The following is a 19,953-nucleotide window of genomic DNA, read 5'->3' as shown; positions in this document are numbered from 1 at the left end:
GTGTTTATGTGGCTAATACACAACAATTGAAATCGATTACAGACGATTCTGACAATAATAAAAGCGTTTTCCGTAAGATCATGTCTTGGAAAATTGGTGTTATTGACTTACCTGTGTATTTAGTACTTGCAGCGATTATTTTAACTGCCGCTTATTTTAATAAAATTCCAGCAAATATGCTTGGTGGTTTCGCTGTTATTATGATTTTGGGGATTTTCCTTGGAGATATAGGACAACGTATTCCGATCTTAAAAGATATTGGTGGACCGGCGATTCTTTCTTTATTCGTACCATCGTTCCTGGTCTTTTTTCATGTTCTGAATCCGAACTCGTTGGAAGCGGTTACGTCTCTTATGAAAACGTCGAACTTCCTTTACTTCTATATTTCTGCTCTTGTAGTAGGTAGTATTCTTGGGATGCAGCGAACTGTTTTAGTACAAGGCCTTATTCGTATGTTTGTTCCTCTTGTTGCAGGTACAATTGCAGCTGTGACTGCTGGAATTCTTGTTGGTCTTTTAGTTGGTTACACACCGCATCATTCGTTCTTCTTTATTATTGTTCCGATTATTGCCGGTGGTGTTGGTGAAGGAATTTTGCCATTATCTATTGCTTATTCACAAATTCTTGGTGTATCAGCAGAGTCATTAATTTCTCAATTAATTCCTGCTGCCGTCATTGGGAACGTCATTGCCATTATCTGTGCTGGCGCAATGAAGAAGCTTGGTGAAAAACGTCCTGAACTAAACGGGAATGGCCGTCTTGTAAAATCAAAAGAGGCAAATGAAATTTTTGAACAGCCTGATATGGATCCAAAAGTTGATTTCGGGTTAATGGGTGCTGGTGTACTCGTTGCTTGTACAACGTTCATTTTTGGTGGTTTGTTAGAAAGCTTTGTTCATATTCCAGGTCCAATCTTAATGATTGTACTTGCCGCTTTAATCAAATACTTAAACGTGATGCCTCAGCATCTGCAAGATGGCTCACAGCAGTTCTACAAGTTTGTATCAAGAAGCTTTACATGGCCGCTTATGGTCGGTCTCGGAATTCTATACATTCCACTTGATGATGTAGCAACAGTGATTTCTATTCCATTTGTTTGTGTATGTATCGCTGTCGTTCTTGGAATGGTTGGTTCAGGTTACTTCGTTGGGAAATTGATGAACATGTACCCAGTAGAATCTGCGATTGTGACAGGCTGTCACAGCGGACTTGGCGGTACTGGTGACGTTGCGATCCTTTCAGCTTCTGGAAGAATGGGTCTGATGCCTTTCGCACAAGTATCTACACGTCTTGGCGGAGCAGCAACTGTGATCTGCGCAACAATCTTACTTAGAATGTTTACTTAATCAAACAATAAAAAGCATGGGCTCTATTACGGGCACATGCTTTTTTTATATTTCTTTTCTCCTATAAGGGTTTTATTCTTCGGCAGAGACCACGCGTATATATTCTCTTGGCTGGAATGGATATTGTCTTGCCTCTTGATAGGTCATATAGAGAAGATGTTCTGAAAACAACGGCCATTCACTTTCCGCCTGCCACCTTTTTTGATCATTTCGTTCTATGAAGAATGCTCCTCCTAAAATCGTGCAGAATATGCTTAAGCTGATGCCCGCTTTTAGTTTCATGTAATCAGCTCCTTTAAGAAAAGCATGTACGAAATACAAAACAATATACAATGAGTTTCATTTTTGATAAAATATTTTTTGTGGTCAAAAGAACTCAAAACAAATACAGTTTTCTGTAAATCAGTTCAAACCAATGCACTATGTCTGTATTTACGCTATAATTTTATTTACCAGTTCTTTAGAACGTGAATTTATATTGATTGAAGGAGGTTTATTTTCTTGCAGCTTATTCACTTCGCCATCCTATCGCCTTTTTTGCTTGCGTTTGTTGTGCCTTTTCTTTTTAAATACGTAAAGCGTATACATACAGGGTGGTTTGTTCTTATCTTGCCTATTCTATTATTTAGCTATTTTGTCCAGATGATTACGATGACATCAAATGGACGAACGTTATTTTCACAGGTCGAATGGATTCCTTCTCTAGGAATGAATTTCACTGTGTATGTAGACGGTCTTAGTTTGTTATTTGCGCTATTGATTACAGGTATTGGCGCACTTGTCGTCTTGTACAGTATTTTCTACTTATCGAAGGAAAAAGAACAACTCGGCTCTTTTTATACGTATTTGTTAATGTTTATGACCGCTATGCTCGGTGTCGTTCTATCTGACAACATGGTGGTTCTTTACTTGTTTTGGGAGCTAACGAGTATTTCTTCCTTCCTCTTAATTGGGTATTGGTATAAGCGGGAACGCTCTAGATATGGAGCAACCAAATCACTGCTTATTACTGTTTTTGGCGGATTAGCTATGCTTGGTGGCTTCATCCTCATCTACCTGATAACTGATTCATTCAGTATTCGTGAAGCAGTCAATCAGCTTCAGCTCATTATGGCATCACCTTACTTTATCCCTGCCATGATTCTGATCTTACTTGGTGCCTTTACGAAATCAGCGCAGTTCCCATTTTATATCTGGCTGCCTGATGCAATGGAAGCACCTACCCCTGTGAGCAGTTATCTGCATTCTGCTACGATGGTGAAAGCTGGTATTTATCTTGTTGCCCGCTTCAGTCCAATCTTTGCTATTTCAGAGGTGTGGTTTTGGACCATATCCATCGTTGGACTTGTGACATTATTTTGGGGATCATTCCACGCCGTTCGTCAAAACGATTTAAAAGCCATTCTTGCCTTTTCTACCGTTAGTCAGCTCGGGATGATTATGCTTATGCTGGGTGTAGGAGCAGCTGCGATTCATGAAAACAATCCTGCCTTTTTTGGCGCAGCCGTTCTTGCTGCTATTTTTCACCTCATTAACCATGCTACGTTTAAAGGCAGTCTCTTTATGGCAGCAGGTATTATCGATCACGAAACAGGCACTCGTGACATTCGGAAATTAGGCGGTTTAATGACCATCATGCCGATTACCTTTACGATTACGTTAATCGGTACATTCTCAATGGCTGGTCTTCCGCCATTTAACGGTTTCTTAAGTAAAGAGCTGTTTTTCACAAGTATGCTGCGTATTTCTGAGATTAACTTTACAGATATTTCGACATGGGGCGCTATTTTCCCAGCGATTGCTTGGCTCGCTAGTGTCTTTACGTTCATTTACAGTATGATGCTTCTCTTTAAAACATTTAGAGGCAATCTTCAGTTAGATCAATTAGAAAAAGAGCCGCATGAAGCACCGATTGGTATGCTCATCCCGCCAATTATCCTTGCTGCACTTGTGGTCACCTTTTTCTTCTTCCCAAATATTCTAGCTTATTCTGTCATTGAACCTGCGATTGCAGCCATTATTCCCGATGCGATTGATCCAGGAAAACGGTTTGTTGTCAAAATTGAAGCATGGCACGGCTTTCAGCCAGAGCTTTATATGACAATAGGTGTTGCAGCTTTAGGGATTATCGGATATTTGACGTTGTCGAAATGGCGTCCAATGTACAACATATTTAAGGAGAAATGGTCATTTAACACTTTATACGATCGTTCTCTAATCGGTTTAGAAAAAGGTTCATATCGCCTGACAAACAGTTATATGACCGGTTTCCTTCGTGATTACCTTGTCTATGTGTTTGGGTTCATGATTATCGTGCTTGGGAGTGTCATGTTTTATCAGAATGCCTTCTCATTTAATATGGAGCATGCTGCTCCAATCGGCACGTACGAGGTCATTCTGTCATTAGTGATGATAGCAGCAACCCTCACGACTGTGTTTGCTCGTTCTCGCTTAACAGCCATTATCGGGCTAGGTGTCATGGGGTATACGCTGTCACTATTTTTTGTTATTTTCAGGGCACCTGACCTTGCCCTCACCCAGTTAATTATTGAAACAATTTCTGTGGCACTGTTTTTACTTTGCTTCTATCACTTGCCAAAGCTGAGCATGAAGCAAAAAACAAGGAAATTTAAAATGACCAATCTCATTATTTCAGTAGGTGTTGGTGTCATTGTGACATGCCTTGCTTTCGCTTCAACAAGCAATCAGTCACTTGATACGATTGCGTCTTACTTTATTGAAAACAGCTACAAGCTTGCAGGCGGAGACAACATTGTCAATGTCATCCTTGTTGATTTCAGGGGCTTTGATACACTGTTTGAAATTACCGTGCTGGCGATTGCGGCACTTGGTATCTATGGATTATTAAAGACACAAGGAAAACGGAAGAGAGGAGTGCGCCGATGAGAAAAATTGATACGAATGATATGCTTTTACAAGTCACAACCAAAATCACTGCATTTATCATCCTGCTCTTCTCCCTTCACCTATTTCTTGCGGGACATAACAATCCAGGCGGAGGATTTATTGGCGGATTAATGAGTGCCAGCGCTGTCGTCCTTCTGCTCTTAGCCTACGATCTGAAGACAGTAAGACGCATTCTGCCGTTCAACTTTATCTATGTTGCAGGTGTGGGGCTGCTCATTGCGCTATTGACTGGTATGGGATCTTTCCTGTTCGGCGCACCTTTCCTATCCCATACCTTTGGTTATTTTCAATTACCGATTTTAGGGAAAACAGAGCTGGCAACAGCCGTCCTGTTTGATATCGGTGTGTATTTGGTTGTTGTCGGTGTCACCATGACCATTATTCAAACGATTGGAGAGAAGGAATAATGGAATTTCTAATGTCTATTCTCGTCGGAATTATCTTTATGACGGCGACCTATTTACTGCTTTCAAAAAGCCTTTTGCGGGTCATCGTCGGTACTGCTGTTTTGAGCCACGGCGTCCATTTACTTCTATTAACAATGGGCGGCTTAAAAAAAGGAGCTCCTCCCATTTTAACTGGGGGGATTACATCCTATGTAGATCCATTGCCACAAGCATTAATTTTAACGGCTATTGTCATTTCGTTTGGTGTGACATCATTTCTACTCGTCATGGCCTTCCGAGCCTTCCAAGAGCTGCGAACAGATGACATGGATCAAATGAGAGGAAATGATCAGCATGAATAATCTCGTTATATTACCTATTTTGATACCAGTTCTATCCGCTACATTGCTGATTTTTATGAATAAAAATATCATGCTGTCTAGAGGTTTTAGCGTTTTTGCGTCTCTTACAGCGATCGCGTGCAATCTATTTTTGGTCCAAACGATTTTCACAAATGGGATTCAAACACTTTATATGGGCGGCTGGAAAGCACCATTTGGCATTGCGCTTGTGGCCGATCAGTTTGCTGCACTGCTCGTACTGACCGCTTCCATTGTTGGGCTTGTCACAGTGCTTTTTTCCTTTCAAACAATTGGAAAGGAAAGAGAGCGGCTGTTCTATTATTCTGGCGTACAGTTCTTGTTAGCTGGCGTGAGCGGTGCCTTTTTAACAGGAGATATCTTCAACCTGTTTGTATTCTTTGAATTGCTGCTGATGGCGTCATACATGCTCATTGTGCTGGGTGGATCAAAACCGCAGCTTCGTGAATCACTCAAATACATTGTGTTTAACATCATCTCATCAGCTTTATTTATCGTCGGTGTCGCTTGTTTATATGCCGTCACTGGTACATTGAATATGGCTGATTTAAGTGTGAAGATCGCTGAATCAGGGCAAACAGGATTAATCACTGTCATTTCCATTCTGTTCATGATTGTATTTGGCTTAAAAGCTGGGATCTTCCCGCTTTATTTCTGGCTTCCAGGGTCGTATCATGCACCGCCTGCAGCGATTTCCGCTCTATTTGGCGCTTTGCTGACAAAGGTTGGCTTGTATGCGATTGCCAGAGTCTTTACGTTAATTTTTATACACGATACAGGGTTCACTCATACATTTATGGCGTGGCTGGCCGCACTGACGGTGATATTTGGTGTGATTGGCTCAATTGCCTATTCCGATGTGCAAAAGATCGTGATTTATAACATTGTGACAGCGGTCGGGGTCATTTTATTTGGAATTGCAGCCAATACTCCTGCATCACTCCAAGGGGCCATTTATTATCTCATTCACGATATGGTCATCAAAGGGGCTTTATTTATGCTGGCAGGTGCACTCTTTGTGTACGCTGGCACAAACAATCTGAAAAAGATGGGCGGGCTGATTCAATCACAGCCACTTCTTGGCTGGATGTTTTTCATATCAGCATTATCCCTTGCAGGAATTCCGCCGCTTAGCGGGTTTGTAGGAAAACTGAAAATTGTGGAAGGCGGCTTTTCAGCTGGGCTTATGACTTTTTCTATCCTTGTCTTACTATCCAGCCTTCTTGTCCTTTATAGTGTCATGAGGATTTTTATGCTCGCATTTTGGGGCGAGGAACAGGATCTGCCAAGAAGAAAACCGTCAATTAAAGGAATGGTGTACCCTGGCGTACTGCTTGTCGTCTTATCGCTTGCGATTGGATTAGGAACAGAGTTCATTGCTCCTTACATCAATCAAGCAGCGGAAATGCTCTCAACACCAGAAAAATATATTCAAGCTGTGCTGAAGGAGTAGATGAACATGGCCTTTCAAATATTATTAAACGCTCTCCTCGCCTTTACATGGATGTTTATGAATGATACATACACGGCCTCAGGCTTTGTATCAGGGTTTATACTTGGGATGGTCGCCATTTTTATGCTGCGCCGTTTCTTCCCGCAACGTTTTTATGGCTTTGCACTTTATGCCATTTTCAAGCTCGTTTTGATTTTTATTCGGGAGCTGCTTCTTGCCAATTTAAGTGTACTAAAGACCGTATTATCTCCAAAGCTCACAATTAAGCCCGGTATTTTCGCCTTTCGTACGGACTTGAAAATGGATTGGGAAATTACCATACTTTCTAACATGATTACTTTGACACCAGGTACACTAGTCATTGATATTTCTGATGATCGTTCGATTTTATACATTCATGCGATGGATATTGAAGATGCGGAAAAAGCCATTCACGATATCCGGGTTTCATTTGAAAAAGCGATTCAGGAGGTGAGTGGTAAGTAATGGAGATCATATTACAAATTTCACTTGGCATTCTTGCACTGTCCACCCTTCTTTTTGTTATACGAGTTATCAAAGGTCCCTCTATTCCTGATCGTGTAAGTGCGCTTGATGCGATAGGAATCAATTTAATTGGGATGACAGCCATCGTTTCCATTTTGCTGAAAACGACAACGTTCTTTGAAATTATTTTACTGCTCGGTATCCTTGCTTTTATCGGCACTGTCGCTTTTTCCAAATTCCTTGAGAAAGGGGAAGTGATTGAAAATGATCGTCATCGCTAAAGCTATTGTCATTTTCTTCATCCTGCTTGGCGCCATCCTTTGTCTTATTTCAGCCATTGGCGTCCTTCGCCTGCCGGATGTTTATACACGTATGCATGCTGCATCAAAAGCATCGACACTTGGTGTTGTCCTCATATTAGTTGGGGTATTCTTTCACGAATGGTTTCTTGCAGGCATTATTTCTGCGAAGATTCTACTTGGGATTGTCTTTATCTTTTTAACAGCTCCGGTCGGCGCACACTTGATCGGAAGAGCTGCCTACAATACCGGAGTCAAGATGGACAAACGAAGTGTACAAGATGATTATGGTGGTTTTCGTAACTTCGTGATTAAACGAAAAGAAGACTCGTACTTATAAACCGAAAGAAGGGCCTCACATGTGAGGTCCTTCTTTTATTTCTATAAAAAAACCATTTTATGGATCAATCCAACCTAAAAAAAGCTTCCGCTGCACCGGGAGCTTTTTTATATGCGATCAATGACAGCAAGTGTGCATCTTGACGTACAGATGTGCCGGTCCCGATCATCTTTAATATCAATTTGAAATACCATTGTACGGCGCCCTACATGTACAGGAACAGCCGTCGCTGTCACTACTCCATCACGTACAGATTTTAAATGATTGGCATTGATTTCAATCCCTGAGCAAACTTGCTGAGTTAAGTCTAAATGAGCCGCAGCCCCCATGCTTGCCACTGTTTCTGCTAGAGCAGCAGATGCTCCTCCGTGCAGCAGTCCAAATGGCTGTTTTGTTCTGTGATCGACTGGCATTGTCGCTACGCATCGTGACTCATTACACTCTACAATCTCAATCCCCAGTGCCTCAAGCAGTGTATTTGATCCACTCACTTCCATCAGGGTTCTCTCCCTTCACACGTTTACAGCACACTTTCAGATTTTGCAATTAACACCGCTTCGGTTCGAGAGCCAACATTCAGCTTATTAAAGATGGACGTCAAGCTGTATTCAATCGAGCGTTTGCTCAAATGAAGCACATCGGCAATCTCTTGGTTCGTGTATCCTTTTTCCACTTCTCTGAGGATCAAACACTCTCGCTCTGTTAACAGCTCGTGATCGGTCTGCTGCGCCTGTTCTGGCTTTTCTTGCTGCTGTGAAATTAATTTCTTTAAATAGGATAGCTGAATGACAACTTCTCCTTGCAATGTGCGGTGTATGTATTCAATAATTTTGTCTTTTGTCTCTGTTTTACTAATTGCACCGTGCAATCCAGCCCGAATGGCCTCTTCAAAATAATCATCTACTTCATACCCTGTATAAATGATAATTTTCACTTGTTGGTTGGTTTCTAGAATTTGTTTCGCAATGTCCATTCCATTGATATCCCCGAGATTTAAATCCATCAAAATCACATCATAGATGGAAAAGTCATGCGTCTTTAAAAAGGCGGCTTCTGCATCAGGACTTAAACAATCGACTGATAGCTGCTGATCTGATTCTAATATGCTTTTTGTCCCTTCCATGACAGCCGGATGATCATCAATGACCAATATCTTCTTCATGTCTTCCTCCCTTTAAATCACTCACTTCCATTTTATATAAAAGACTTGGCAGATGCCAAGTCTTATTCCTTAATAAATCGTTACAATTCCATTTCAATTTTCACCTTCAGCCCTTTTTCTGGGGCTGTGTGAATGTGAAGCTTCCCATTTAACGCCTTGACTCGTTCTCTGATTCCCGAGAGGCCCATGCTCATGGTGTGCTGATCAAGATGGCTTGCATCAAAACCGACTCCATCATCCTCGTAGTGAAGAACAACCTGATCTTTAATACAAATCAGCATCACAAGCACTTGGCTGGCTTGAGAATGTTTCAAGGCATTGGATAACAGCTCCTGAACAATCCGGTAAATATTGAGCTGGGAGTCAATATCAATGTCCAGCTCCTTATCAAAGCGAGTCGTATTCAGCCGGATATGAAACGGTGCTTCCTCCTGGATTTGAGAAGTCAGCTTCGACATCGCCTTGACTAAACCTAAATCGTACAGCAGCTGCGGCCGAAGTTCATGACATGTTTCTCTCGTGGTTTGAATCACCTTAGACATTTGTTCATTCCATGAGATAAGCGATTGTTCAATAGACGTTGGGCATTGATCGTTTTGGAAATTCGTTAAAAACATCTCTGACTGTCTTTTCAGCGATATCAAATCCTGCAGCACGGAATCATGAAGATCCCTCGCTAAATCGGAGCGCTGCTTTTCTTCCATCGCAAACATGACTTTTTTCAGCCAAGCAGGGTTCGCTTCACGCTGCTTCAAATCTTCAAGATGCTCCATCAATTCTTCGATCTTGACGACATTTTCTAAACTGACACTTGTGTAAAAAGCCAATGTTTTCAGCCAAGAAATCTCATCACGCGTCAATTTCGGTGTCTGTAAATTGGATAAACAGCAAATCATAAACGAGTGACCGCCCCGCTCGCCAATTTTCATCATAAACCCTTTATCAAGCTCAATGATTTTCCCGACTTCCCCTAAAATATCCTGAAATTGATCCACATACTCTTTCCATAGATTGCTATCACCTGAAGATTCATCAATCTCTTCAATCTGCCCATCTGGCTTCACTTCAAGCACAAAGGCTTTATTAACAACAAGCACTTCTAAAATGGTGTATTTCAAATGATACAGCACTTGATGAAGTGATGACGCCTCACGAATGAGCTGCGTAAATTTAAACACGCTGTCCTGGTAATTATGCTTCTCTGAAAAACGCTTCAGACGAAAACGGAAATCTAGAATTTCTTTGAAATAGAAAACAGCCAGCATGAGCGCGTAGGTGATTAATGCGAGCTTCAGTGTGTACTTCAAATCTTCTGGTTTTTGCAGAATATAAAACGTGACAACAACAAAAATGGTCGGTGTGATGGCTAGAAAGCCATAGTACCTCAGTCTGCTAATCAAAAAATCCATATTGTAAAGTTTGTTCGTCATGAATTGGTAGACGAGAGAAAAAGGAATTAACAAAACGATTGATGTCAGAATAAAAGGATCAATCAAATACTTATCAAAAAACACATAGGGAATAACAAAAAAGAGAATGAATGGACTGAACGACAAAACATTCATAATGGCAAAAAACTTTAAAACTGAACCATGTGCTGTTTTTTTATATTTCTTCATTCCTCTGACTATTAAATAAAGAGCTACTAAAACTGTTCCGAAAAAAAACAGCAAACTGATACTAGGAACATATTTTCTCAATTCAGATGACACCGAAACCCCGCTATGTACGGCAAGGTTAAAAATAGGGATCAAATATAAGTACCTGATGAGCTTTGGATTCGTTAAATGCACATCAAATTCCTTGAAATATTGATAGATAAAATGAATATATAAGATAGACACACTTGATAAACACAATAAGAGAACATAATGGCTAAATCTATCACCAATTCCTGACGTACCTGCACTCAGATACCCAATACAAATTGACAATAAGAATAAAATTAATAAAAATGCAGATTTTCGTTGCGGTTCTTTGTTAATTTTAATAATAAAAAAGATACAGAATAAGCATATTGAATATAGAAGAAGAGGGATTAAATAGACAAATAAGCTTTCGCGACCAATCAACGTCTTATTTTTAAGTGATATGATTTGGTTGCCTCTTTGTATATCAATTCTTTGTACATTTCTAAGCTTACCATTGATCATGTGGTCTTGAATTAAATTAGATTGTCCGTTTATCTTTAGTATAATATCTCCTTCTTTTAACCCCGACGAATAAGCTAAAGAAAGATATTCAACGTCAACAACTTCCGTTTGACCGTTTTCATTCTTTTCTACACGTGCACCATTAAAAATATCAAATACATAGATATATGAAATATAGATCACAAATAAAAAAGATAAAAATACAAGAAACCTGGACAATTTTGTATAGGTAAGCTTCATTTTTAAAACATCCTTAAGAAAGATCATTAAATCATCATACAGGTTTGAACTTTAAATTAATACTCCCAGATGTATTTTGCATTCATGTATTCTTTTTTTACCCCCTGTATAATGGCTGCAGTTGTTTGTGCGTCAGCATGAATTAAGCTTGCATTTCCAGATATCAATTCATCGACCACACCTGGGTTTTTTATTAGATATGCAATGATATTTTGAATGTTCAATCATTGCCCTCCTTTGTCATAAATGCATACAATTGTTCCTTATTTGTTTTAGGTAAATCAAGTTGTTCAATCCCTTGCCTCATTTTTAACAGCATAATCTCTCTCATTGATACCATGTACTGAGTCAAACCAGCTTCAAGTAATTTCTGCTTCAGCTGAAATGACTTTTGTTCTGACTCATCTAAACGACCGGAAAAGAACGTAAGAAGCTCTTGACTGGCATCGTTAAAACCTCTTTGTAAATAGCTAAATGCCAGCGTTTGTTTTTTTAGAAAATCTCCGTTTGTTTTCGAAAATAACGCAAAAAAATCGTTACTGATCTGTTCAGCAACACCATAACATATTGAATATGATTCCACAGTTGAGTTGATTTTTCTCGTCGCTAAATAAACACCCAGTACACTAGAAAGAGCTGTTAATGATCCTGATTTTTTCCTTAACACCTCTACACACTCTTCTTCTGTTCCATGCATATGACGCAAATCCTCATGTTGTCCTTCCATTGACATTTTGATGAAATGGAACAGTTTCTCTATTAGTTGAGAATCATTTTCACCTATTGATGTAATGAATTGGATACTCAGCGTATACAAATACGTAGAAGCATTGATGGCCACTCCTTGGTCGACGTTCATCCAAGGATACGAATCATTGTCCTGATCTTCAATATCATCTAATATATCGGCTGATAAGATGAGAAGTTCAATCCCTGCTGACAATTGTGTAATCGCTTGCTTGTCTTGTCCGCCAAATGCCTCATAATGCTTGTAAGCCAATTGCCCAAAGGGAAATTCATTCTTTCTATCTGTAAATTCTAGAAGCAGTTGTTGTAAATCCTTCTGCCTGACTGCATGTTGAATAAAATCAGACATATTCTGCTTGATTTTTGTATTCTCTAGATAGTTTAGCATACTCGCTCTTGTACCTCACCCTTCCGCCTTTTATTTTACTAAAAAGACATGAGCAAATGTCCACTGACATCACTATTTAACAATTATATAATAATATATCCTTTTTTTGTATGTATTTGGATAAAAAAAAGACTTGATGATTATCAAGTCTTTAAGAAATTTTCACATATTCATATTTGTCGTATTGATCAATGCTTTTGTTAATGTTATGAAGAGAAGCCGTTGTTTCTCTAATTTCGTTTTCAAGTTTCCATAATAATTGTTTAAGTTCTTCGATTTCATACTTTTCCATCGATTCCACTCTCCTTTTTTGGAAGATCAATGTATTTGTGTATGGTGATTGGGTCATAAGTATTTGATCTGTTACTAACAGTGTAAATGTAATTGAGTATTTTTTCACCGAAAAGTATGCACAAAATGTGTGCGTGATACCGCAAAATTCAATAGGTCTTTTTTCATCATTTTCTGACTTTTCAAATCGTACTTTTATCTCAATTTCAAAGGAACTGCGTCATTTTTGCGACAAGAATAGGCATCATTCGTCACACTTTTCTCACATCAGAACGTATGATCCCTTCCATATCCTCGGTTTTGCGTGTTATAGGTCAGACGACAGACCCTATTGTGGACACCGCAATTTTTTGGCGACATTCACCGAAATTGACCGCAAAAGTACCTATTTTTATGTTGGATTTATAAAGATAGAAAGATCATTTTGATTCTTTATTCTGATTTTCTACATACATTTAGAACAGATATCCGTCCAATTTCACGTCAATGAGAGAAGAGGTGACCATATGTTTTACTATGTTCCTTATCCTGCTTTGCAGGTCCCCGCAATGAGCCATGCATACCCGCGCACACCTATGACTTTTCCTCCAGTAGATGCCCACTCGTTTCAACGAGCCGCAAAAGAATCAGCCCGACTTGTTGCTGATGCTTCACTCATTACACAGCAGATTTCCAGCTCGCTTTCATTTGCACAGCGCATCATGGAGGCTGCTGAGCGCTCTGATTCGACAAGTGTCATCCGGATGCTGAAGCAAATCGGTGTGAAAAGTGGCATTGACATCCGCTTTAGTCCAGAAGGCATTCGTATCTACTTGTCTCTCGCCTCTAGCAGACTTTTTCTTCTTTTACAGTGGGCATAACAAAAAAAGCCGCTCTGACGTGAGCGGCTTTTCTTAAGATTCAAACATTTTATGACACCATTCAATGGCTTCTATATAACAGCCGTAGGCTTCTTGCTTCGGGAGTTCCCCATTTAACATCTCATCATCCCATTCATTTCGTTCAATCCGTTTGGCTACATCTAGCACAAATGAATAATCATTTTCATAGCCAAGCAGTGCCTCACCAACTTCATCAGAAAGCGGCAGCTCTTTCACAAGTTCTGTAATATCTGCCCTGACAAGCGTATCAATGAGAGAAAACATACCTGTCAGCATATAAGAGGCTGGGTGCTCTCGTTCAGTACGACTCGCAATCAGTTCACACGTTTTCGCCCGAATGAATGACATTTTGATAATTTCTTTTTGGCTTGAGTTGGCTTGGACATTCAGTTCTTTAAATGAAAGAATAAAGATCCAGCGCCGAATTTCATTAAACCCAAGCAGGATAATCGCCTGCCGGATACTTTTGATTTGATAAAGACGTCTCATGCCGCCTGAATTCAGCATTTTTAATAATTGATATGACAGCGAAAGGTCACTTTCAATAAAATGGGTCACGACCTGGATATTCGGCTGTTCCTTGCTCAGCTCATTTAAGAGCTGGTGGTACGCATGGAAGCTGGTCGATAATGCTCGTCCTGATATGACACGAGGCTCGCTAAAGAAATACCCTTGAAACAAATGGAAGCCGGCTTCTAGCGCTTCTTCATACTCTCTTCGCGTTTCCACCTTTTCTGCAAGGAAGCGAAGTCGATATTTTTTATACGTATGTAGAATATTTCTTCGTTCTTCCGAATTGGTCTTCAGAAAGTCAATTTTTAAAATATCAATGCAATAGAGGAGTTCGTCAAGCAACTTGTCACTAAAATGTGTTCCGTTTAGAAAAAAATCATCAAGTGCAATCGTATATCCCCATTTTTTTAACTGCTTACATCTCATAATAAGTGCCGGGGTAATCGGTACATTTTCTAATATCTCGATCACAAGCTGATGCGGATCAAAATAGGTGAGCAGATCAGACGAAAGTAAGCTTTCGGTGAAATTAATGTAGCATCGTTTGCCTTCTGTCAATGTTTCGATACCTATATTTAAAAAGCTATTTATAATGAGGTCCGTTGTCGCTTGGTCACCGTCTTCAGCGCTATATGTATTGGTTTCACTATCTCTATAAAGCAGCTCATATGATACGACTTGTTCTTTTCTGTTAAAAATAGGCTGTCTCGCAACAAACACCCTCAACTGCTCCAATCCTCCTTTATGCAATGACAAACAAGATGTGCTTTCAGTATACCAAATGATTGTGCTTATGGTTCACTTTGAATCGGTCAAAAAATAAAAAAAGAGATCACCCGGCTTGATGATCTCCTTTTCTTCCAATTAGCTTTCATAAAGCTCTTTTTTAATTTTATTTTTCACGTCATGGATAAACTGCATCTTGTTATCCCAGCATTTTTGACTCAAATCGACTGGGTATTCTTCTGGTTTGCTGATTCGTTTATATTCCTCCCAGAAAAGTCCGAGGCTATCCTGCACATAGGCTTGAATCGTTTGAATATCCGGATTGTCATATACAAGTTTTCCTTGTTCGAAAATAGGGACATGAAGATCCTTAGCCACAAAGTTTGTGACAAATTTGCTGATAAATGTATGCACAGGGTGGAACATTTTCAGTTTATCCTCACTATGAACATCTTCCTCTTCAAGGGCAATGTAGTCACCCTCAGAATGATGATTCAATTGATTGATGATGCGGTACACACGTTTACGTCCTGGTGTTGTCACTTTTTCTGGGTTGGATGAAATTTTGATGGTATCATTCATTTTGCCGTTTTCTTCAATGGACACAAGCTTATACACTGCACCGAGGGCTGGCTGATCAAATGCTGTGATCAGCTTTGTCCCAACACCCCACACATCAATTTTGGCACCCTGTGCTTTTAAATTCATGATGGTATGTTCATCAAGATCGCTCGATGCAATGACTTTTGCATCATGGAATCCTGCATCATCCAGCATCGTTCTAGCTTTTTTAGACAAGTATGCAAGGTCACCGCTATCAAGTCTGACACCAATAAAGTTGATTTTGTCTCCGAATTCTTTCGCTACCTTAATGGCATTCGGAATACCGGATCTCACGGTATCATACGTATCGACTAAAAAGACACAGTCTGTATGGGTTTCAGCGTATTTTTTAAATGCCGTATATTCATCGCGGTATGCTTGTACAAGCGCATGGGCATGAGTTCCTGACACTGGAATGTTGAAGCGCTTCCCAGCACGAACATTACTTGTCGCCTGGAAGCCGCCGATGAGTGCCGCTCTTGCTCCCCACATCGCTGCATCCATTTCATGCGCACGTCTTGTTCCGAATTCTAGTGCTGTCTCATCTTCAATGATTCCTTTAATCCGAGCCGCCTTTGTTGCGATCAGTGTTTGGAAATTCACGATATTCAGCAAGGCTGTTTCGATTAGCTGCGCTTCTACAAGCGTTGCCTCGATGCGCATGATCGGTTCATTTGCAAAGACAATTTCGCCTTCACGCATTGAATGAAGTGTTCCTGTAAAGGACAACCCGCTTAAATAATCAATGAAATCGCTTTTATAACCGAGTTCATCTTTTAAATACGCTAGATCACTTTCGGTGAAGGAGAAGTCCGATAAATATTCAATCGCTTTCTCTAAACCAGCAAATACAGCGAAGCCATTGTCAAATGGAAGCTTTCTGAAGAAGAGTTCAAAAACTGCCTTCTTCTCATGAATGCCGTCTCTCCAATACGTTTCTGCCATGTTAATTTGATAAAGATCTGTATGTAGTGATAAACTGTCGTCAATAAACCGATGCTCCAACTTCCATTCTCCTTCCCTTACTTAACCACTTTCGCACCAAGCGACTGCTCAAAGTGAGAAAGTGCCCACTCGTGCCCCGCTTCATTAAAACTCGCTACAGCATTCTGGTGAATCACAAGTTCGAAGCCTTTATTGTACGCATCAACAGCTGTATGAAGTACACAAATATCGGTACATACGCCGGCTAAATGAAGTTCAGTGATGCCGCGTTCGCGCAGTTTCATTTCTAATTGAGTGCCTGCAAAAGCAGAGTATCTTGTTTTTTCCATATAGTAGACATGCTTTAAATGTTTTGACGTGTGAAATAGTGAACTTAGTTTGCCATAAAGTTCAATTCCCTTTGTCCCGCGAATATTATGGGGCGGAAATAACTTTGTCTCTGGATGAAAAGGGTCTTGCTCTTCATGATGATCGACTGCAAAGACGACAAAGTGTCCTTCATCAATAAACGAAGAAGTGATCTCTGTGATCTTAGGCTCAATCGCCTGTCCAGGCTTTCCGCATGTCAATTTTCCATCGTCTGCAACAAAATCAACGGTATAATCAATACAAATCAATGCTTTGCCCATCGGCATCTCTCCCATATGCTCTTTTGACTCATTATAGCCTATTCATTTCACTAGGGAAACCTATTCAACAGATTCGTGAGAAAAAGCCTTTTGAAGCAGCTCATCTTCTATATAGATGTGCTCTTGATTAACCGCATTCGGCAGCTCTATCACAAGACCAAAAGGAGAATGCGCCTCATAATGATTCACCACTTTAAAGGAACAACCAGCGGCATTAGCCATTTTCACATATTGAGAATATGAAGCATAGGACAACTCACCATTTAAAAGAACAGTGGCCTGACGGTTGGACTTTAATACTTGTTCGACCTCTTGATACGGTTTATTTCGTAATACCTGTCCCTTTGTCAGGGCGAGAAGCGCTCGTTCCCTTAATGAACCGAGAAACATTCTTCGTTCATCGGGCTTTGTTTCAGCATGTCCAAATATTCCTTGCTGCAAATAAAAGTCTACGGATTCTTCTTTCATCGCTGTTTTCACTCCTGGTTTTAAAATTTACATTTCTGTGACCCAGTGCACAATCTTTAGTGCAAGCTCACGGGCTTCGTCTGTTTCTGCTCTTTCCATTAAGGATTGCTCGAGCGTATGGATCAGCTGCTCTTTTTCGTCCTCGTACGCAATGGATATACTCCATTCAATGTCAGGTACGGCAACAAGCGTTTTATATTCTTTTTTATTTTCATGTAAATATACATTGTAGGTCTTTGGTTGCCGGCTTGTGATGTGTGCTTTTCTAATTTTCATTTGACTCTGTTCACACCTCTTTTTTCTTCTTACATCCATATCCATTGTACCATAAAAAAAGACAGCTTCTGAAAAGGAAATCCCTTTCAAAGCTGGCTACGCATTGAAGCTCTTTTGCTGACTAATAAGATTTAAATCCCAAACAAATGTGACGTTTGGACTGTTAAAAAATTGGACGAGGTCCCCTGCATTATAGATACCTGAACCACCGGCGGAGTAATCAACACTTTTTGGCGAAATGGGAAAAACACCGCCGAAATGTGCCGCCCCATTTCCGTACACACGATCTATATGAATAGGTCCAACAATCGCTGGCATTGCGCCACCACCTTTTCTATCCACATCATTTGCCCAGCTCAACAATACGTGTATCACAAATAAAAAAAGACAGCTGATATTTGATCACCAGCTGTCTTTCTATGCATTAAATGATTGAGGCTGGTCAAACAATGTGAAGTCCCAAAGCATCGTCGCATTAGGATCACTTGTAAGAGACATATAATCACCTGAATTAAAGGCTCCCGCCCCGCCAGTGGAGTGGTTTACAGCCAAAGGGGCAATGGCCAGTACATCACCGAAAGTAGCTGCACCGTTTCCTCCTAATGACTCGATATGAATAGGTCCAACGATTGCAGGCATCAGAATCTCCCCCTATCTGCTTATGTCAACCATCTTATGCAAAAAGGGAAAAGTTGTGCATCTGCCCTATACGTTTAAATGCTGTTCTTTACGAGACCGCTGACGCAGCTGAACCAATCTGACAATATTCAAGGTGATCGCTTTGAGCAGTGCATAGACAGGGACTGCAAAGATCATGCCAAGGATGCCCCCAAAGCTTCCTGCCCCAATTAACAGCAGGATAATGGTCAAAGGGTGTGTGTTAAGGCGTTTCCCAATGATCAATGGAGAAATGACATTTCCGTCAATTTGCTGAACGACAAGAATCACAATCACTGTCACCACTGCTTTTCCAGGCGAATCAAGAAAGGCAATCAGCACAGCTGGTGCCGCGCCAAGATATGGTCCAAGGTACGGGATCACATTTGTGACCGCAATGATAATACCGAGAATAAGCGCATATTTCACACCAATTAATAAGTATCCGATAAAACAAGCCACTCCAACAAATAAACAGACAACAATCTGCCCCTGTATGTAAGCCGCAAGTGTGTCGTTTAATTCTTTAAAAATTTTCAACCCTTCCTTACGGTAAGGCATTGGCAAAAATTGAACGAGCTTGTCGGGAAACTTATGTCCGTCTTTCAGCATATAAAACAAAATGAACGGAACTGTGATGACGGCTAAAGCAATATTGGCAATCACGCCAAACACCGCAGACATACTTGAAGCGATATTTTCCGGCAAATCTTTTAATGTCGAAACGATCGTCTGTTCAAATTTTGAGACAGACACATAATCTTGGTTCATCATCCAAGTAAATGTTTTAGAATGCGAAAAGTCATTGATAAACTTCTGCATGTCCGTCACATAACCAGGGAAGCTTTTGACAAGTCCACCGACCTGCGAGACAATCACCGGTCCAGCAGCATTGACGATGAACGTGATGAGTCCAATGAACAAGAGATAAATGATCAGGATAGCGAGTGTCCTAGGAATTTTCTTGGACAAAAATCGAACAATTGGATTAAAGATGAAAAAGAGAATACCCGCCAGTAAGATGGGGACAAACAGTGTTGATGCAAATAAAATAATCGGCTGAAATAAAAACGAAACCTTAGTTGATACATAGACAATGAGTAAAACAAGTAATATTTGGAATGTCCAAAAATGAACTTTAGATTTTAACAAAGATGCTCCTCCTGTTACGTATTGATCTTATTAAAAAACTACTATTCAACCCACCTTCTGTCAACTGCTTCTTGTTTTAGAACCTCATTTTTTGAAAAAAAAAGAACAATTGGTATATCATGCACTTTTTCCAGATATACATTCTATAAGCATGAAAAAAAAGCAGACATCTATGCGTCTGCTTGTTACACTCTTTCACTGTGATCAGGCATCACCGACACGATTTGCTGGATCCGCACATAAAAAACTGATTTCGCCCCCGCTTCAATCACAATATGATCCGGCATAACTTCCTTCAATTTCCCACGCACCGTATCTTTCACTGTTTGCACAATTAATCTCATACCGACCACTTTCTGCAATGTTTGATAAACATATGGATCAACTAATGAAACAAGCTGTGGACTTCCTTGTTGTGCCATCCTACCTGCCCCTTTACTTGTGTATTTACCCACAGCGTATGCATGAACCCATGTGAATGTCACTCAGGGCAAACCCACAACA

25 protein-coding genes are annotated in these 19,953 nt (G+C 40.2%); 9 read left to right on the top strand and 16 right to left on the bottom strand.

The window, feature by feature from the left end:
- Window positions 1-8: 8 nt before the first annotated feature.
- Window positions 9-1,346, top strand: a complete 1,338-nt coding sequence (locus C6Y07_RS11725; protein ID WP_003213451.1) for a 2-hydroxycarboxylate transporter family protein — start codon at window positions 9-11, stop codon at window positions 1,344-1,346.
- Window positions 1,347-1,418: 72 nt separating this feature from the next.
- Here the strand turns inward: C6Y07_RS11725 and C6Y07_RS11720 are convergent, their stop codons facing one another.
- Window positions 1,419-1,628: a hypothetical protein gene (locus C6Y07_RS11720; RefSeq protein WP_012011099.1), complete on the bottom strand. Its 210-nt coding sequence runs from the start codon at window positions 1,626-1,628 to the stop codon at window positions 1,419-1,421.
- A gap of 219 nt (window positions 1,629-1,847) precedes the next feature.
- On the opposite strand from C6Y07_RS11720, the gene C6Y07_RS11715 reads away from it, so the two are divergent.
- Genes C6Y07_RS11715 through mnhG form a run of 7 tightly spaced genes read left to right on the top strand, consistent with a single transcriptional unit; the run spans window position 1,848 to window position 7,618 of the window.
- Complete coding sequence (locus C6Y07_RS11715; RefSeq protein WP_106156713.1) at window positions 1,848-4,253, top strand: Na+/H+ antiporter subunit A; 2,406 nt, start codon at window positions 1,848-1,850, stop codon at window positions 4,251-4,253.
- On the top strand, window positions 4,250-4,681 hold the full coding sequence (locus C6Y07_RS11710) for a Na(+)/H(+) antiporter subunit B (RefSeq protein WP_106043633.1): 432 nt from the start codon (window positions 4,250-4,252) through the stop codon (window positions 4,679-4,681). Before C6Y07_RS11715 ends, C6Y07_RS11710 begins: the two co-directional genes overlap by 4 nt.
- Window positions 4,681-5,022: a Na(+)/H(+) antiporter subunit C gene (locus C6Y07_RS11705; RefSeq protein ID WP_106156711.1), complete on the top strand. Its 342-nt coding sequence runs from the start codon at window positions 4,681-4,683 to the stop codon at window positions 5,020-5,022. The genes C6Y07_RS11710 and C6Y07_RS11705 overlap by 1 nt, the downstream gene beginning before the upstream one ends.
- Window positions 5,015-6,493, top strand: coding sequence for a Na+/H+ antiporter subunit D (locus C6Y07_RS11700; RefSeq protein WP_106156709.1), 1,479 nt, complete (start codon window positions 5,015-5,017; stop codon window positions 6,491-6,493). The genes C6Y07_RS11705 and C6Y07_RS11700 overlap by 8 nt, the downstream gene beginning before the upstream one ends.
- A 6-nt stretch (window positions 6,494-6,499) precedes the next feature.
- Window positions 6,500-6,979 (top strand): Na+/H+ antiporter subunit E, encoded by a 480-nt coding sequence (locus tag C6Y07_RS11695; RefSeq protein ID WP_066030467.1) that lies wholly within the window; start codon window positions 6,500-6,502, stop codon window positions 6,977-6,979.
- Window positions 6,979-7,260 carry a Na(+)/H(+) antiporter subunit F1 gene (locus C6Y07_RS11690; protein ID WP_012011105.1) on the top strand — a complete coding sequence of 94 codons (282 nt, stop codon included), beginning with the start codon at window positions 6,979-6,981 and terminating at the stop codon, window positions 7,258-7,260. The genes C6Y07_RS11695 and C6Y07_RS11690 overlap by 1 nt, the downstream gene beginning before the upstream one ends.
- Window positions 7,244-7,618 (top strand): monovalent cation/H(+) antiporter subunit G, encoded by a 375-nt coding sequence (gene mnhG / locus C6Y07_RS11685; RefSeq protein WP_003213369.1) that lies wholly within the window; start codon window positions 7,244-7,246, stop codon window positions 7,616-7,618. Before C6Y07_RS11690 ends, mnhG begins: the two co-directional genes overlap by 17 nt.
- Before the next feature lie 107 nt (window positions 7,619-7,725).
- On the opposite strand, the gene C6Y07_RS11680 is transcribed toward mnhG, so the two are convergent.
- From C6Y07_RS11680 to degQ, 6 genes are all read right to left on the bottom strand, one after another.
- The gene (locus C6Y07_RS11680; protein ID WP_003213775.1) at window positions 7,726-8,115 is read right to left on the bottom strand and encodes a hotdog fold thioesterase; all 390 of its coding nucleotides are present in this window, start codon (window positions 8,113-8,115) and stop codon (window positions 7,726-7,728) included.
- 23 nt (window positions 8,116-8,138) lie between these two features.
- Window positions 8,139-8,780 carry a two-component system response regulator ComA gene (comA, locus tag C6Y07_RS11675; RefSeq protein WP_058013793.1) on the bottom strand — a complete coding sequence of 214 codons (642 nt, stop codon included), beginning with the start codon at window positions 8,778-8,780 and terminating at the stop codon, window positions 8,139-8,141.
- Window positions 8,781-8,860: 80 nt separating this feature from the next.
- A complete protein-coding gene (locus tag C6Y07_RS11670; protein WP_066030466.1) occupies window positions 8,861-11,173 on the bottom strand; it encodes an ATP-binding protein in 2,313 nt (770 codons plus the stop codon).
- A gap of 56 nt (window positions 11,174-11,229) precedes the next feature.
- Entirely contained in the window at window positions 11,230-11,397 is a 168-nt protein-coding gene (gene comX, locus C6Y07_RS11665) for a competence pheromone ComX (protein WP_081311380.1), read from the bottom strand.
- Window positions 11,394-12,308: a polyprenyl synthetase family protein gene (locus C6Y07_RS11660; RefSeq protein ID WP_081311379.1), complete on the bottom strand. Its 915-nt coding sequence runs from the start codon at window positions 12,306-12,308 to the stop codon at window positions 11,394-11,396. The genes comX and C6Y07_RS11660 overlap by 4 nt, the downstream gene beginning before the upstream one ends.
- 151 nt (window positions 12,309-12,459) lie before the next feature.
- The gene (gene degQ / locus C6Y07_RS11655) at window positions 12,460-12,600 is read right to left on the bottom strand and encodes a degradation enzyme regulation protein DegQ (protein ID WP_003213123.1); all 141 of its coding nucleotides are present in this window, start codon (window positions 12,598-12,600) and stop codon (window positions 12,460-12,462) included.
- 505 nt (window positions 12,601-13,105) lie between these two features.
- Here degQ and C6Y07_RS11650 point away from each other — a divergent pair.
- Window positions 13,106-13,459 carry a YuzC family spore coat inner layer protein gene (locus C6Y07_RS11650; RefSeq protein WP_060597216.1) on the top strand — a complete coding sequence of 118 codons (354 nt, stop codon included), beginning with the start codon at window positions 13,106-13,108 and terminating at the stop codon, window positions 13,457-13,459.
- Between the two features lie 33 nt (window positions 13,460-13,492).
- Here the strand turns inward: C6Y07_RS11650 and C6Y07_RS11645 are convergent, their stop codons facing one another.
- From C6Y07_RS11645 to C6Y07_RS11605, 9 genes are all read right to left on the bottom strand, one after another.
- On the bottom strand, window positions 13,493-14,719 hold the full coding sequence (locus C6Y07_RS11645; protein WP_060597217.1) for an EAL and HDOD domain-containing protein: 1,227 nt from the start codon (window positions 14,717-14,719) through the stop codon (window positions 13,493-13,495).
- 138 nt (window positions 14,720-14,857) lie between these two features.
- Window positions 14,858-16,327 carry a nicotinate phosphoribosyltransferase gene (locus C6Y07_RS11640; protein WP_034659831.1) on the bottom strand — a complete coding sequence of 490 codons (1,470 nt, stop codon included), beginning with the start codon at window positions 16,325-16,327 and terminating at the stop codon, window positions 14,858-14,860.
- 17 nt (window positions 16,328-16,344) lie between these two features.
- Window positions 16,345-16,896, bottom strand: coding sequence for a cysteine hydrolase family protein (locus tag C6Y07_RS11635; protein ID WP_060597218.1), 552 nt, complete (start codon window positions 16,894-16,896; stop codon window positions 16,345-16,347).
- Between the two features lie 60 nt (window positions 16,897-16,956).
- On the bottom strand, window positions 16,957-17,364 hold the full coding sequence (locus tag C6Y07_RS11630) for a YueI family protein (protein WP_060597219.1): 408 nt from the start codon (window positions 17,362-17,364) through the stop codon (window positions 16,957-16,959).
- A gap of 27 nt (window positions 17,365-17,391) precedes the next feature.
- Window positions 17,392-17,640, bottom strand: coding sequence for a YueH family protein (locus C6Y07_RS11625; RefSeq protein WP_034660684.1), 249 nt, complete (start codon window positions 17,638-17,640; stop codon window positions 17,392-17,394).
- A 96-nt stretch (window positions 17,641-17,736) separates the two neighbouring features.
- Window positions 17,737-17,958, bottom strand: coding sequence for a spore germination protein (locus C6Y07_RS11620; protein WP_106072926.1), 222 nt, complete (start codon window positions 17,956-17,958; stop codon window positions 17,737-17,739).
- Window positions 17,959-18,057: 99 nt separating this feature from the next.
- Entirely contained in the window at window positions 18,058-18,279 is a 222-nt protein-coding gene (locus tag C6Y07_RS11615; protein ID WP_034659837.1) for a spore germination protein, read from the bottom strand.
- Window positions 18,280-18,345: 66 nt separating this feature from the next.
- On the bottom strand, window positions 18,346-19,449 hold the full coding sequence (locus C6Y07_RS11610) for an AI-2E family transporter (protein WP_034659839.1): 1,104 nt from the start codon (window positions 19,447-19,449) through the stop codon (window positions 18,346-18,348).
- Window positions 19,450-19,634: 185 nt separating this feature from the next.
- A complete protein-coding gene (locus tag C6Y07_RS11605; RefSeq protein ID WP_003213721.1) occupies window positions 19,635-19,871 on the bottom strand; it encodes a YuzF family protein in 237 nt (78 codons plus the stop codon).
- Window positions 19,872-19,953 lie beyond the last annotated feature (82 nt).

Source organism: Bacillus sp. LNXM12-1 (genome assembly GCF_003004375.1).
Classification (GTDB): Bacteria; Bacillota; Bacilli; order Bacillales; family Bacillaceae; genus Bacillus.
Note: the sequence above shows the minus strand (reverse complement) of the source record. Positions and strands in the feature narration are given on the sequence as shown.

What these genes read in the sequence shown, in the direction of transcription:
- C6Y07_RS11720 (WP_012011099.1), bottom strand. Translation starts at nt 1,628, where the DNA reads ATGAAACTAAAAGCGGGCATCAGCTTAAGCATATTCTGCACGATTTTA.
- C6Y07_RS11710 (WP_106043633.1), top strand. Translation starts at nt 4,250, where the DNA reads ATGAGAAAAATTGATACGAATGATATGCTTTTACAAGTCACAACCAAA.
- C6Y07_RS11705 (WP_106156711.1), top strand. Translation starts at nt 4,681, where the DNA reads ATGGAATTTCTAATGTCTATTCTCGTCGGAATTATCTTTATGACGGCG.
- C6Y07_RS11700 (WP_106156709.1), top strand. Translation starts at nt 5,015, where the DNA reads ATGAATAATCTCGTTATATTACCTATTTTGATACCAGTTCTATCCGCT.
- C6Y07_RS11695 (WP_066030467.1), top strand. Translation starts at nt 6,500, where the DNA reads ATGGCCTTTCAAATATTATTAAACGCTCTCCTCGCCTTTACATGGATG.
- C6Y07_RS11690 (WP_012011105.1), top strand. Translation starts at nt 6,979, where the DNA reads ATGGAGATCATATTACAAATTTCACTTGGCATTCTTGCACTGTCCACC.
- mnhG (WP_003213369.1), top strand. Translation starts at nt 7,244, where the DNA reads ATGATCGTCATCGCTAAAGCTATTGTCATTTTCTTCATCCTGCTTGGC.
- C6Y07_RS11680 (WP_003213775.1), bottom strand. Translation starts at nt 8,115, where the DNA reads ATGGAAGTGAGTGGATCAAATACACTGCTTGAGGCACTGGGGATTGAG.
- comA (WP_058013793.1), bottom strand. Translation starts at nt 8,780, where the DNA reads ATGAAGAAGATATTGGTCATTGATGATCATCCGGCTGTCATGGAAGGG.
- C6Y07_RS11670 (WP_066030466.1), bottom strand. Translation starts at nt 11,173, where the DNA reads ATGAAGCTTACCTATACAAAATTGTCCAGGTTTCTTGTATTTTTATCT.
- C6Y07_RS11660 (WP_081311379.1), bottom strand. Translation starts at nt 12,308, where the DNA reads ATGCTAAACTATCTAGAGAATACAAAAATCAAGCAGAATATGTCTGAT.
- degQ (WP_003213123.1), bottom strand. Translation starts at nt 12,600, where the DNA reads ATGGAAAAGTATGAAATCGAAGAACTTAAACAATTATTATGGAAACTT.
- C6Y07_RS11650 (WP_060597216.1), top strand. Translation starts at nt 13,106, where the DNA reads ATGTTTTACTATGTTCCTTATCCTGCTTTGCAGGTCCCCGCAATGAGC.
- C6Y07_RS11635 (WP_060597218.1), bottom strand. Translation starts at nt 16,896, where the DNA reads ATGGGCAAAGCATTGATTTGTATTGATTATACCGTTGATTTTGTTGCA.
- C6Y07_RS11630 (WP_060597219.1), bottom strand. Translation starts at nt 17,364, where the DNA reads ATGAAAGAAGAATCCGTAGACTTTTATTTGCAGCAAGGAATATTTGGA.
- C6Y07_RS11625 (WP_034660684.1), bottom strand. Translation starts at nt 17,640, where the DNA reads ATGAAAATTAGAAAAGCACACATCACAAGCCGGCAACCAAAGACCTAC.
- C6Y07_RS11620 (WP_106072926.1), bottom strand. Translation starts at nt 17,958, where the DNA reads ATGCCAGCGATTGTTGGACCTATTCATATAGATCGTGTGTACGGAAAT.
- C6Y07_RS11615 (WP_034659837.1), bottom strand. Translation starts at nt 18,279, where the DNA reads ATGCCTGCAATCGTTGGACCTATTCATATCGAGTCATTAGGAGGAAAC.
- C6Y07_RS11605 (WP_003213721.1), bottom strand. Translation starts at nt 19,871, where the DNA reads ATGGCACAACAAGGAAGTCCACAGCTTGTTTCATTAGTTGATCCATAT.